Annotated in this window: 14 protein-coding genes and 1 tRNA gene; 13 read left to right on the top strand and 2 right to left on the bottom strand. The window is 41.4% G+C overall.

Features of this window, described 5'->3' with window-relative positions:
- Positions 1 to 32 precede the first annotated feature (32 nt).
- Positions 33 to 108: transfer RNA gene (locus ACTCIM_RS10120), tRNA-Ala, on the top strand.
- 121 nt (positions 109 to 229) lie between these two features.
- Here ACTCIM_RS10120 and ACTCIM_RS10115 read toward each other — a convergent pair.
- Positions 230 to 2,257 (bottom strand): methyl-accepting chemotaxis protein, encoded by a 2,028-nt coding sequence (locus tag ACTCIM_RS10115; protein ID WP_472315429.1) that lies wholly within the window; start codon positions 2,255 to 2,257, stop codon positions 230 to 232.
- Between the two features lie 32 nt (positions 2,258 to 2,289).
- Positions 2,290 to 2,739 (bottom strand): multiheme c-type cytochrome, encoded by a 450-nt coding sequence (locus tag ACTCIM_RS10110; RefSeq protein ID WP_472315427.1) that lies wholly within the window; start codon positions 2,737 to 2,739, stop codon positions 2,290 to 2,292.
- A gap of 225 nt (positions 2,740 to 2,964) precedes the next feature.
- Here ACTCIM_RS10110 and ACTCIM_RS10105 point away from each other — a divergent pair, with 225 nt between their 5' ends.
- The 12 genes from ACTCIM_RS10105 to ACTCIM_RS10050 all read left to right on the top strand — a co-directional run.
- Complete coding sequence (locus tag ACTCIM_RS10105; RefSeq protein ID WP_472315425.1) at positions 2,965 to 4,071, top strand: inositol-3-phosphate synthase; 1,107 nt, start codon at positions 2,965 to 2,967, stop codon at positions 4,069 to 4,071.
- Positions 4,072 to 4,237: 166 nt separating this feature from the next.
- Complete coding sequence (gene rpsB, locus ACTCIM_RS10100; RefSeq protein WP_472315423.1) at positions 4,238 to 4,993, top strand: 30S ribosomal protein S2; 756 nt, start codon at positions 4,238 to 4,240, stop codon at positions 4,991 to 4,993.
- 1 nt (position 4,994) lies between these two features.
- A complete protein-coding gene (tsf, locus tag ACTCIM_RS10095; protein ID WP_464279105.1) occupies positions 4,995 to 5,594 on the top strand; it encodes a translation elongation factor Ts in 600 nt (199 codons plus the stop codon).
- 61 nt (positions 5,595 to 5,655) lie between these two features.
- Positions 5,656 to 6,366 carry a UMP kinase gene (gene pyrH, locus ACTCIM_RS10090; protein WP_464279104.1) on the top strand — a complete coding sequence of 237 codons (711 nt, stop codon included), beginning with the start codon at positions 5,656 to 5,658 and terminating at the stop codon, positions 6,364 to 6,366.
- Between the two features lie 2 nt (positions 6,367 to 6,368).
- Positions 6,369 to 6,923 carry a ribosome recycling factor gene (frr, locus tag ACTCIM_RS10085; protein WP_464279103.1) on the top strand — a complete coding sequence of 185 codons (555 nt, stop codon included), beginning with the start codon at positions 6,369 to 6,371 and terminating at the stop codon, positions 6,921 to 6,923.
- Between the two features lie 12 nt (positions 6,924 to 6,935).
- On the top strand, positions 6,936 to 7,640 hold the full coding sequence (locus tag ACTCIM_RS10080) for an isoprenyl transferase (RefSeq protein WP_464279102.1): 705 nt from the start codon (positions 6,936 to 6,938) through the stop codon (positions 7,638 to 7,640).
- On the top strand, positions 7,634 to 8,434 hold the full coding sequence (locus tag ACTCIM_RS10075; protein ID WP_472315421.1) for a phosphatidate cytidylyltransferase: 801 nt from the start codon (positions 7,634 to 7,636) through the stop codon (positions 8,432 to 8,434). Before ACTCIM_RS10080 ends, ACTCIM_RS10075 begins: the two co-directional genes overlap by 7 nt.
- A gap of 5 nt (positions 8,435 to 8,439) precedes the next feature.
- A complete protein-coding gene (gene dxr / locus ACTCIM_RS10070; RefSeq protein ID WP_464279101.1) occupies positions 8,440 to 9,642 on the top strand; it encodes a 1-deoxy-D-xylulose-5-phosphate reductoisomerase in 1,203 nt (400 codons plus the stop codon).
- On the top strand, positions 9,636 to 10,703 hold the full coding sequence (rseP, locus tag ACTCIM_RS10065) for an RIP metalloprotease RseP (RefSeq protein WP_464279100.1): 1,068 nt from the start codon (positions 9,636 to 9,638) through the stop codon (positions 10,701 to 10,703). The genes dxr and rseP overlap by 7 nt, the downstream gene beginning before the upstream one ends.
- Positions 10,678 to 11,430, top strand: a complete 753-nt coding sequence (gene tsaB / locus ACTCIM_RS10060; protein WP_464279099.1) for a tRNA (adenosine(37)-N6)-threonylcarbamoyltransferase complex dimerization subunit type 1 TsaB — start codon at positions 10,678 to 10,680, stop codon at positions 11,428 to 11,430. Before rseP ends, tsaB begins: the two co-directional genes overlap by 26 nt.
- Before the next feature lie 4 nt (positions 11,431 to 11,434).
- Entirely contained in the window at positions 11,435 to 11,932 is a 498-nt protein-coding gene (locus ACTCIM_RS10055; protein WP_029968749.1) for a metal-dependent transcriptional regulator, read from the top strand.
- A gap of 99 nt (positions 11,933 to 12,031) precedes the next feature.
- Positions 12,032 to 12,310, top strand: a 279-nt coding sequence (locus ACTCIM_RS10050) for a flagellin N-terminal helical domain-containing protein (protein WP_472315419.1), incomplete at its 3' end; no start/stop codon positions are given.

The raw sequence follows: 12,310 nt of genomic DNA, 5'->3' as shown, positions 1-12,310 counted from the left end.
GCAGCACTTTCTATAAATAGAGATTTCCTCGTGGGGCTGTAGCTCAGTTGGGAGAGCACTTGAATGGCATTCAAGGGGTCAGGGGTTCAAGTCCCCTCAGCTCCACCAAAAAAGAAAAAAAGGGATTATGAAATTCATAATCCCTTTTTTATTTTTTTCTCCAAACACTCAAAACAAAAAAAGCCCTGTAAAAACAGGGCTTTTTTTGTTAGTTTTCCCTTTTAACCATTTAGTTTTTTAACCTGTCCATAATTTGCTTTAACTCCATGGCCTGTTTAGCCAGCTCTGTAATGGCTTGATTACTTTGAGCCATGGTGTCAGCAATCTCTCTGGAGAATTTATTAATTTCTTCCATGGAATGAGAAATCTGCTCAGAAGCTGCTGATTGCTCTTCTGAGGCTGTGGCAATATTGCGTACCTGATCTGAAGTAGTTTCTACAATCTCAACAATACTTTCCAGGGCCTGTCCAGATTCCTGGGCCTTCTTGGTACTATCTTCCACTGCTTGAACTGTGCCCAGGGTTTCTTCCAGGTTAACCTTAGCACTCTTTTGAATCTCCTCTACAAACTGGGCCACTTCCTTGGTAGCAGACATGGTTTTTTCTGCCAGTTTTCTCACCTCATCTGCAACCACGGCAAAGCCTCTTCCTGCATCTCCAGCCCTGGCTGCTTCAATGGCAGCATTTAAAGCCAGCAAATTGGTCTGATCTGCAATGTCTTCAATAGTGGTGATAATTTTGCCAATGCCTTCAGCTTGTTTACCCATCTTTTGCATGGAATCCATCAAGACCTTGGCCTTCTCCTTTACTCCTTCAATTAAGGCAATAACCTCTTTTACTACCTCCTGCCCCAAAACAGCCTTATTCTTGGCTTCATCAGCCAGATTGGCAGCATTGGAAGCATTTTTAGCCACTTCCAGGACTGAGGCATTCATCTGCTCCATGGCCGTAGCTGCTTCTGAAACCATGCGCTGCTGCTTACCAGTACCCTCAGTTACTTCTTCTATTTGAGCAGCAAGTTCATCTGAGGCTGAAGAAAGCTGCTGTGCTACTTCCAGAGCATCCTTGGCTGCCTTAGCAATATTCTGGTTTTGTTTTTCTATTTCTTGTTGTTGTAATTTCAGGGCAGTTAAATCCGTAACCATAACAAAAGCACCTATTACTTTTCCATCCAAATCCTTAAGAGGTGCTGCATCCAGCCGCAGGAAATAGTGCCTGCCCTCCCTGTTGGTAAGTTCCCTTTCCAGGTTGGTAATGGCTTGACCTGTTCTAAGCACTTCGCCAGTTAGAGTTTTTTGGTTTTTATTGTTATAGAAAAATTCAGCCACATCCTGGCCTAAAAAATCCTCTGGTTTCCCTTTTAGCCCCAGTAAATCCAGCATTTCCTGATTAACAAAGACCACTTTTTGCTCAGTGTCACTTACCAGTAAAGGAGAGGTAATACCAGTTAAAATTCCCTTGGAAAACCCAAGTTCCCTTTTTAAAACCCCAACCATTTGTCCCAGGTTATTGGCCAGATCTCCCAATTCATCCTTTCGGGCAAGGTTAAAGGACAGGCTATAATCACCCTTAGCAATTTTCTTACTATCTGCAGCTATCTCTTCTATGGGTTTTAAGACATTGGAGCGTAAAAAGAGGTTGATGCCTGCCACCAAAACCACCAGCGCTCCCAGGCAAATCAAGGCAATTACTCCTGTCTGTTGTTTTATATTCTTTAAGACAGGAGTAACATCTTGAAAAATTACCAAACTACCTAAAACTTTTTGACTTCTTCCATGGCAGTGATAGCAATTAGGCCCATTAAAAATGGGCTTTAAACTTACAAAGTAAAAATTTTTCTCCAGGTTTAATAAACTTTTTTCGGTTATCTTCTCCCCCACAAAAGTGGCTTTTAAGTCTTTTGCAATCTTTTTTCCCCACTTGCTTTCCAGAAGGGACTGGCCTTCCTCTTCTGCTAAAGTGGAGTAAGTAGCTATGCCCCTAAAATCAGTCAAAAATACCACCAGATCTTTATGTGTTTCTGCTATACTGGCAAATTCAGCCCTGGTTCCTTCATCATCACCAATTTGCATAGGGCGATAAATTGCTGTTTCTAAAGTCTGGGATAGTTTGGAGACATCTCCCTGTAAAAGGTTTAAAACAACCTTACGCTCCAAAAAGTTCATTATACCTAAAAGCAAACTAAAAACTACTACAGCAATGAGAGTTACCAACAGTCCAGTCTTCAAGCGAAGACTGGAGCTAATCCTTTCCCACATAATAGGTAAACTCCTTTTTGGTGTTTATTGGGTTAGTGCACTCCACCATAAAGCAAGGGCTTAAAGTTAAAGGCTTGTACTCTTTCATTGGTATGACAGGAGGTACAATTTTCTATAGACAAACTACCCTTGCCCTTAATCAATTCTGGGTCACCTCCAGCCTCTATATGCTCCTGCCCCGGGCCATGACAGGTTTCACAACCCACATCACTAAACTGAGGCGTTTTTTCTATGGAAACAAAACCACCCTTACCATAGCCTGTGGTATGGCAGGAAAAACACTCTTTTTTTTCTTCTTCCTTTAATTTGGGAAACATCTTGGCTATATGCTCATAGCTTTTGGCTTTTTTCGAAAATTTGACAAAATTATTATATTCTGTCTCATGACACTCCTGACAGGCTTTAGACCCCACAAACCCCTGGGCAAAAACCAACAAAGGAAAACCCAGGACCAACACCCCTAACAAAATAATTTTTTTCATATATGCCCTCCTCAAAATCAACTTGCTTTTTTATTTTCTCTTAAAAGCATTAAAAATACAAACAAGTCAACCAGTTATTTTTGTTCCTTACTTGTAGAAACCCTTTCGGTTAAATTTAAGTTTTCTTTAATCTCTATATTCCCCTGTTATTCCTTGAAAAAAAATTTTTCAAGCACTATGGATAAAAATAAATAGTTTTATCCAAAACAAAAGGAGGTTAGACTTATGGAGAAGATAAGGATTGCCATTGTGGGTTTAGGAAACTGTGCTAGCTCTCTTATCCAGGGTATTTATTATTATAGGGATAAAACTCCAGAATCAGCCATTGGGCTTATGCACTGGGAAATAGGAGGGTACAAACCTTCAGACATAGAAGTGGTTGCAGCCTTTGACATAGATAAACGTAAAGTGGGCAAAGACGTCAATGAGGCTATCTTTGCTCTGCCCAACTGCACCACTGTGTTTTGCCCCAACCTTCCCCCAAGTGGAGTAAAGGTAAGCATGGGCAAAGTGCTGGATGGCTTTTCCGAGCATATGCGAGAGTATGAAGAAAAATACACCTTTGTTTTAAGTGAAGAACCAGAACCAGGTGAAGAAGAGGTAATAGCCATACTTAAAAAGAGTAAGGCCGAAATGCTGTTAAATTACTTGCCAGTAGGCTCAGAAGAAGCCACTCGTTTTTACGCCAGGTGTGCCTTAAAAGCAGGTATAGGCTTTATCAATAACATGCCTGTTTTCATTGCTAGCGACCCCACCTGGGCCAACCAATTTGCCCAAGCAGGCCTACCTATCATTGGTGATGACATCAAAGCCCAGCTGGGTGCCACCATTACCCATCGTACTTTAACTGATCTTTTTCGCAAAAGAGGGGTGAAACTGGAAAGGACCTATCAACTAAATACTGGCGGCAATACTGACTTTTTAAACATGCTCAACAGACACCGCCTTAAATCCAAGAAAATATCCAAAACCGAGGCTGTTCAAGCTGTGGCTGGCATCAGGTTAGACCCAGAAAACATTCACATTAGTCCCAGTGATTATGTGCCCTGGCAAAAGGACAATAAAGTTTGTTTCCTGCGCATGGAAGGTAAACTTTTTGGCGATGTGCCCATGAACCTGGAGTTAAGGCTTTCCGTAGAAGACTCCCCCAATTCTGCAGGCTGTGCCATTGATGCCATAAGGCTCTTAAAACTGGCTCTACAAAGGGGCATAAAGGGGCCACTTTATGGACCCAGTGCCTATCTGATGAAACATCCTCCCAAGCAGTTTACAGATGAAGAGGCCTTTAATTTAGTAGAAAAGTTTATAGCTTCAGGTTTTAACGAAGTATAAGCCTTAAATAAGGATTTTTTAGCTCAGATAAAAACTTGCAAGTTTTTTAGTTTTTGCTTAGGGAAAATCGTTTCTAACACACACGTTTCCCAAAAACTCTTGGGTGCTCCCTCTTTAAGGAGAGAGTTTTTGGAAACGGAGGAATTAACCCAAGGAGGTATTTTTTATGGCTTATGTTACTATGAAACAACTTTTAGAAACCGGTGTACACTTTGGACACCAGACAAAACGCTGGAACCCCAAAATGAAACCCTACATTTTTGGGGCTAGAAAGGGAATCCACATCATTGATCTACAACAAACAGTAAAAATGTTTCAAATTGCCCACGACTTCATTGTAGATCAAGTAGCTCAAGGCAAGAAGGTCCTTTTTGTTGGCACCAAAAGACAGGCCAAGGAAATCATTAAAGAAGAAGCTGAGCGCTGCCAGATGCCTTATGTAATCCATCGCTGGCTGGGTGGTACTTTGACCAACTTTCAAACCATCAAAAAGAGTATTGCCAGGTTAAAAGAACTGGAACAAATGTTTGAAGATGGAAGTATCAATCGCTTTCCTAAAAAGGAGATCATCAAAAAACAAAAGGACCTGGAAAAACTAGAAAAAAACCTGGGCGGAATTAAAAACATGGAAGATATCCCAGGAGTAGCCTTTATTATTGACCCCAAAAATGAAGAAATCGCTGTAAAGGAATGCATTAAATTGGGCATTCCCACTGTAGCAATTGTGGACACCAATTGTGATCCTGATGTGGTGGACTATGTTATCCCAGGCAATGATGATGCCATTCGAGCCATAAAGCTTTTTGTTGCCAGCATTGCTGATGCCTGCTTACAAGGCTTGGCTAAAAGTGAAGAAAGAGAATCCTTAGAAGAGCAAGAAGAACAAACTAGCCCAGAAGAAACTGAGAAGGAGGAAGAATAAAATGGCAATCAGTGCACAACAGGTAAAAGAACTTAGAGAAAAGACTGGCGCAGGCATGATGGATTGTAAAAAGGCTTTGGAAGCCAGTGGTGGAGATACAGAAAAGGCCATGGCCTGGTTAAGAGAAAAAGGTTTAGCCAAAGCTCAAAAAAGAGCTGGAAAAACTACTGCTGAAGGCTGGATTGGCTCTTATATCCACTCCAATGGTAAAATCGGGGTTATGGTAGAGATTAAGTGCGAAACAGATTTTGTAGCCAAAAGTGAACGCTTTCAAGAACTGGCTAAAGATATCGCCATGCAGATTGCAGCTACCAATCCCTTGTGTCTCACACCCGAAGAGATTCCACAGGATATCCTGGCCAAAGAAAAAGAAATCTACCTCAATCAAGCCAAAGAAGAAGGAAAACCAGAGCATATTGCTGAAAAGATAGTGGAAGGACGTCTAAAAAAATACTATAAAGAAGTATGTCTTTTAGAGCAGCCTTTTATCAAGGATGATTCCAAAACCATTGCTGACCTTATCAATGAAACAGTAGCTGTATTGGGTGAAAATATTCAAATAGGACGCTTTGTGCGTTTGGCTTTGGGAGAAGAAAAATAAAAAAAGTTAAAAGGGCCTTGAACAGGCCCTTTTTTTTAACTTAAATTTTTGAGGACCAGAAATGAAGTTTAAACGTATTCTGCTCAAATTAAGCGGAGAAGCTCTGGCTGGCCCAGAAAACTTTGGAATAGATCCCCTTACTATTACTGAAATCTGTAAGGAAATAGCAGAAGTAGCTAAAACTGGCGTAGAAATAGCCCTGGTAATAGGCGGAGGTAATATTTTTAGGGGAGTTTCTGCCTCTTCTAAAGGTATGGACAGGGCGTCTGCCGATTATATGGGCATGCTAGCCACAGTCATGAATGCCCTGGCAGTACAAGATGCCCTGGAAAAACAGGGGGTACAGACCCGAGTTATGACCGCCATTACCATGCGAGAAGTGGCCGAGCCCTATATTCGACGCAGGGCAATTCGCCACCTGGAAAAAGGTAGAATAGTTATCTGTGCGGCTGGAACAGGCAACCCTTACTTTACCACAGATACTGCTGCGGCCCTAAGGGCTATGGAGCTTAAAGCTGAAGCTATTTTAAAAGCTACCAAGGTAGATGGGGTATATGACAAAGACCCTGTGCAATACCCTGATGCTACAAAATTCTCCTCTTTAAGCTATATAGAGGTCTTACAACGCAGATTAAAAGTAATGGATTCCACAGCCATTTCCATGTGCATGGACAACAATTTGCCCATTGTGGTTTTTAATTTATTTGAAAAGGGCAACATTTTTAAAGTTTGTTCAGGAGAGATAGTAGGCACTATTGTGCAAGGAGGTTAAAAATGGAAAAGGTGTTTAAAGACGGCAAAGCAAAAATGCAAAAGGCTATCAAGGCCTTGGAACAAGAACTAGCCAAATTAAGAACAGGTAGAGCTTCCACCGGATTAGTAGAAGACCTGAAGGTAGATTATTATGGTACGCCCACTCCTTTAAATCAACTGGCCTCTATCTCCATTCCAGACAGCCGAACCATTGCCATTCAACCCTGGGATAGAAGTGCTTTTTCTGAGATAGAAAAGGCTATTTTAAAATCTGATTTGGGTCTTACTCCTGTAAATGACGGCAAGATTATTCGCATCAATCTACCTCCCCTTACTGAAGAAAGGCGTAAGGACCTGGTTAAATTAGCCAAAAAATACGGAGAAGAAAGCAAAATTGCTATTCGTAATATCAGACGTGAGCTTAATGAGACTCTCAAAAAAATGAAAAATAATAAAGAAATTACAGAAGACGATCTGCACAAGGGGCAAGAAGAAGTTCAAAAGCTCACCGATCAGTATATAGAAAAAATAGATAAAATAGTTTCTGCCAAAGAAACTGAAATTATGGAGATTTAAATACTAGCCAATATGCCATCCCTGAAGATTCCCACTCACCTGGCCATTATCATGGATGGTAATGGCAGGTGGGCTCAAAAAAAAGGCCTAAGTAGAACAGAAGGACATAAAGAGGGGGTAAAAAGGGTTAGAGAAATTATCTCTTCTACCTGTAAAAGGGGCATTCCTTATCTAACTCTCTATACCTTTTCCAAAGAGAACTGGAAAAGGCCCAAAAAAGAAGTCAAAACTCTTTTTACTCTTCTTACTGAACACTTACAAAAAGAAGAACCATCCTTACTAGAACAGGGAATACGGCTCAATGTGCTGGGAGAAATAGAGGGGCTTCCTCTGGTTACCAGAACTATAATTAAAAAAGTGATGAAAGCTACCCGCAATTGTCAAAAAATGATCCTCAACCTGGCGCTCAATTATTCAGGTAGGGATGAAATCATTCAGGCTGTAAAAAAAATCCTGGCCCAAAATATCTCTCCTGAAGAACTGACTCCTGAACTATTTTCTACCTATCTCTACACTCAGGGACAGCCTGATCCTGACCTCATTATTAGAACCAGTGGAGAAAAACGCCTTTCCAACTTTCTAATTTTTCAAAGTGCCTATGCTGAATTTTACTTTACTCCTGTACTCTGGCCAGATTTTGATACTGTAGAGTTGGACAAGGCTTTAGCTGACTTTAGCCAAAGAAAAAGGCGTTTTGGAGGACTTAATTCGTGCTAGCTTCTCATAAACAGCGTATCTTAACCGCTCTAGTTATCTTGCCCTTTTTGGCTCTGGTTTTATGGCAAAAGGGTATTTTTATCTCCTTAAGCATTTTACTGGTTTCTTTTTTGGCTCTCAATGAATTTTACTCTTTTTTCTGGCCTGGGAAAAAAAACTTTTCTTTAAGAATAACAGGAAATATCCTGGGCGCAGCCCTGATTTTAACCCCACTTTCTGTACTGGGAAATAATTTTGCCCTTCTTACTCTTTTATGTTTCTGGCTTTTGGCCCTTATTTTCCTCTTTGATTTTGGCTTTAAAGAAAGTTTGCAATTTCAAGACATAGCCTTAGTTTTCCTTTCTCTAATCTACATCCCTTTGGCTTTAAAACTTTTTGAAAACTTTTCCCGAACCGAAATACTCCTGGTACTTTTCTCTGCCTTTGCTTCTGACACAGGAGCCTATTATACTGGTTTACTCTGGGGAAAAAAGAAAATCTGGCCCAAAGTAAGCCCTAAAAAAACCTGGATAGGAAGTATGGGCGGGCTAATATCCTGTATTTTGGTAAACCTCAGCTTTGGCCTTTTCCTGGAAAAACAAAACTTACCCTTTTATCTAGCTCTTGGTATTGCCCTAAACCTGGCTGCTCAATTGGGAGACTTTTTTGAATCCGCCCTTAAAAGAAAGTTAAACATAAAGGATTCTGGGACCTTACTGCCTGGACATGGAGGCATTCTGGACCGTATAGATTCACTTCTTTTTATCTTGCCCCTTTACTATCTTTTTAAGTATCTTAAACCATTTTTGGGTTAAAAAAAATGGAATATATCTCTTCCCTAGCCTTAAAAAATCCTGATTTTCCACGAAAACTGGTCATCCTGGGCTCCACTGGCTCCATTGGCCAAAGCACCCTTAAGGTGATTGCCAAGCATCAGGAAAAATTTTCTCTCCTGGCCCTGGCTGGAGCAAGAAATATTGAGCTTTTACTGGAACAGGCCCTTTGTTATCGCCCTAAATATCTGGGAGTACTGACTAAAGAGCTAGCTCAAAAGCTAAAAAAACTACTACCCAGTGATTATCATCCCCAAATCCTCTGGGGAGAGCAGGGTTATTTAGATCTGGCCCAATTAGAAGAAGCTGATTTTGTGCTTTCTGCTCTAGTGGGTGCAGCAGGTCTGGGGCCAACCTTAAAGGCTGTGGAAAAGGGAAAATCTGTCCTTATTGCCAATAAAGAATCTCTGGTCTTGGCAGGAGAACTTATTAGAAAACTGGCTAAAAAACAAAAAAGCGTAATCCTGCCCCTAGACTCAGAACATAACGCTATTTTTCAAGCAACCCAACCCCACTTTGAACAGGTCAAAAAAATTATTCTCACTGCTTCTGGAGGACCTTTCTGGAATTCCAGGTTAGATTTTAAACAAATTACTCCTAAACAGGCCCTCAAGCATCCCAACTGGTCCATGGGAGCAAAAATTTCCATAGACTCAGCTACCTTAATGAATAAAGGCTTAGAGGTTATCGAAGCCCATCACCTTTTTGGCTTGGAGTTATCTTCCATTGAAGTGGTCATTCATCCTCAAAGTCTCATTCACTCCTTAGTACTTTTTCAAGATGGCTCCCACCTGGCCCAACTGGGATTTCCTGACATGCAAATTCCCATTTCTTATGCTCTGGGCTATCCAAGGCGTCTGGAACTAACAGAGCAATGCAATCTGGATCTTACAAAATTTTCTCCCCTTACCTTTTACCCACCTGACTTAGAAAAATTTCCCTGCTTAAGATTAGCCCAGGAAGCCCTGCAAGCCGGTCAAAGCCACTGTGTGGTCTTGAATGCAGCCAATGAAATAGCTGTAGAACTTTTCCTAAAAGAAAAGATAAACTTTCAACACATTCCTCTTTTAATCGAAGAACTCTTGGCAAAACATCAATCTATGCCTATATCTTCTTTTGAAACCATCCTGAACCTGGATCAAGAAACCAGAATAAAAACTCTGGAAAGGGCAAAGGAACTAAAATGTTAAATAGCACACTGGCAGTAATTTTAGTCCTGGGACTGCTTATTTTTTTCCATGAGCTGGGACATTTTTTAATAGCTAGGCTCTTTAAAATAGGCGTAAGTATCTTTTCCCTTGGTTTTGGTCCTAAACTCTTAAGTTTTCAAAAGGGAAAAACCCAGTACAGGCTCTCAGCCATTCCTCTGGGCGGATATGTAAAACTGGTAGGAGAAAGTAAGGACCAGGCCATAGAGCCTCCTTTTGCTGCAGAGGAAAGTTTTGCCCTCCGACCTGCCTATCAAAAAATGCTGGTAGTTGTTGCTGGCCCACTTTTTAATCTCCTTCTGGCCTGGTTTATTTTCTGGGGTTTGTTTTTTGCTCAAGGAAAGGTCTACTTACTTCCCCAAATAGGCGAAGTGGTTCCCAATACTCCAGCTCAAGCAGCCGGCCTGCAAGCAGGAGACCTTATTTTAGAGGTAAATGGTCAAAAAATAGAGACCTGGAGCGAGTTGGTAGAAGCAGTGCAGGAAAGTGATACTGCTCAACTCACCTTAAAAGTTCAAAGAAACCAACAAATTCTAACCCTGCAGGCTAAAACCAAAGCCAAAACCCTAAAAAATATCTTTGGTGAAACCGTTGTTAAACCACAACTGGGCATTATTGCTGCTGATAACTTTTTTACGCAAAAACTATCCTTTTTTGCAGCAGCCCAGGAAGGACTCGTGCATACGGGAAGAATTATCAAACTAACCTGGTTGGGCATTGTAAAATTAATAGAGCGCATCTTACCTTTAGAAACCATAGGCGGTCCTCTGACCATTGCCAAATTGGTAAGTGATCAGGCGAAGCAGGGATGGGTAAATTTGCTCAATTTAACTGCCCTGCTTAGTATCAACCTGGGGCTCTTAAATCTCTTGCCCATACCCATTCTGGATGGAGGACACATCCTTTTTTACTCGCTAGAAATGATTATGCGCAGACCCTTAAGTGAGCGGATTCAACAAATAAGTCTCAAAATAGGGTTGGCCCTTTTACTCTTACTCATGGGAATAGCTATTTACAATGACCTCATGCGCATCTTCAAATAAGGTACTTATTTTAAACGGAGTAGAAGACTATCTTCAGATAATCCTGGGGGCAGGAGAAGAGGTTCTCTGGCACTGGCAGATAAAGCCAGTAAAGGGAAGTATGCCTGTACTTGCTCCTCACCTGGACTATCTCCTCAAAACCTTCCACCTTTCCTTATCTGACCTAAAGGCCATCTATGTTTTTACTGGTCCAGGTTCTTTTACTGGCCTAAGGCTTGTCTTTGCCCATGCCTATGGGCTTGCTCTAGCTGGCAATGTGCCCTTGCTAGGACTAAACTATTTTTTAAGTCTGGCTAGAAGCGTTCCTTTAAAACAAGTAAAGTGGGTTATCACTCACTCCAGACACCAAGAAGTTTATGCCCAACCCTTTGATAGCAATAATAATCCCCTTCTTGAACCTTCCACCTATACTCTGGAAGAGTTGAAGAATGCCCTCAAAAACTACCCTCAAGCCTTGCTTCTGGGTAGTGGTGTACGCAGAAATCCAGAAATAGCCACCTGGAAGGTACAAATCTTACCCCCTCAATATGACCTTCCCTGTGCTCAGGAAGTAGTAAAGTTAACTCAAGAACAAGATACCAGCCCTTTTAAAAAATTCCCCTTACCTCTTTACCTGCGCAAGTCCAATGCAGAAGAAAACTTAAACTCCATAGCGCAAAAACGGGGAATAGATTTTGAAGAAGCAAAAAAAATACTTGGCAAACCCTTAAAAGTTAGTCTAGACTAAACACATGTCTAAAAAACTAACTCCCAGTTTAGAAGATTATCTGGAGACCATTTTTCATCTGGAAAGCGCCAACCAACAGGCCAAAGCCAAAGATATTGCCAGTAGTTTAGGAGTAAAACGGGCTTCTGTAACCGGAGCCTTAAAAATTCTAGCTGAAAAAGGTCTTATCAATTACCAGCCTTACAGCAAAATCACCTTAACCCCAGAAGGCTTTAGACAGGCCAGCCGCATTGTCCATAGACACAAGGTAATTGCTGATTTTCTGGAAAACTTTCTGGGGCTGGATAAGGAAAAGGCTGAAGAAAATGCCTGTCGCCTGGAACACCACATAGACGACCTTACCTTAGAAAAGCTCATCCACTTTATAGAATTTATCCAGAACTGTCCTCGCACAGGTGAAACCTGGCTCAAAGCCCTAAAAAAACACTGCTCCAAGGTGGGAAATTGTCCTGCCTGTACTCCCTGTGTGGAAAAGGCCCTGGAGCAACTGCAAAAAAAATAGGGTTATTTTCTTTTTTAACTAAAGTTTTCTTCTTCCCGGTCGATAAGATAGACAAAGAAAAAGGGCAGGGAAGCCCAAAAAACTTCAAGGAGGAAGACTATGTCTTTGGTCGTTAATCACAACTTAATGGCAATGAATGCTGCCAGAAACCTCTCTACTGCTTACGGTAAGTTAGGGGTTTCTACCAGAAGGCTTTCTTCTGGGCTTAGAGTAAGTACTGCTGCGGATGACGCTGCTGGTCTGGCGATTCGTGAGCTTATGCGAGCAGATATTGCTGCCTTGAACCAGGGTATTCGTAATGCCAATGATGCCATCTCCCTTATCCAGACTGCTGATGGTGCCCTGCAGGTAATAGATGAAAAGCTCATTCGTATGAAA

It is taken from the genome of Desulfonauticus sp. (assembly GCF_055126295.1).
Note: the sequence above shows the minus strand (reverse complement) of the source record. Positions and strands in the feature narration are given on the sequence as shown.

Coding starts and splice junctions, on each gene's coding strand:
- ACTCIM_RS10105 (WP_472315425.1), top strand. CDS start 2,965: ATGGAGAAGATAAGGATTGCCATTGTGGGTTTAGGAAACTGTGCTAGC.
- tsf (WP_464279105.1), top strand. CDS start 4,995: ATGGCAATCAGTGCACAACAGGTAAAAGAACTTAGAGAAAAGACTGGC.
- dxr (WP_464279101.1), top strand. CDS start 8,440: ATGGAATATATCTCTTCCCTAGCCTTAAAAAATCCTGATTTTCCACGA.
- ACTCIM_RS10055 (WP_029968749.1), top strand. CDS start 11,435: ATGTCTAAAAAACTAACTCCCAGTTTAGAAGATTATCTGGAGACCATT.
- rseP (WP_464279100.1), top strand. CDS start 9,636: ATGTTAAATAGCACACTGGCAGTAATTTTAGTCCTGGGACTGCTTATT.
- frr (WP_464279103.1), top strand. CDS start 6,369: ATGGAAAAGGTGTTTAAAGACGGCAAAGCAAAAATGCAAAAGGCTATC.
- ACTCIM_RS10115 (WP_472315429.1), bottom strand. CDS start 2,257: ATGTGGGAAAGGATTAGCTCCAGTCTTCGCTTGAAGACTGGACTGTTG.
- ACTCIM_RS10080 (WP_464279102.1), top strand. CDS start 6,936: ATGCCATCCCTGAAGATTCCCACTCACCTGGCCATTATCATGGATGGT.
- rpsB (WP_472315423.1), top strand. CDS start 4,238: ATGGCTTATGTTACTATGAAACAACTTTTAGAAACCGGTGTACACTTT.
- pyrH (WP_464279104.1), top strand. CDS start 5,656: ATGAAGTTTAAACGTATTCTGCTCAAATTAAGCGGAGAAGCTCTGGCT.
- tsaB (WP_464279099.1), top strand. CDS start 10,678: ATGACCTCATGCGCATCTTCAAATAAGGTACTTATTTTAAACGGAGTA.
- ACTCIM_RS10110 (WP_472315427.1), bottom strand. CDS start 2,739: ATGAAAAAAATTATTTTGTTAGGGGTGTTGGTCCTGGGTTTTCCTTTG.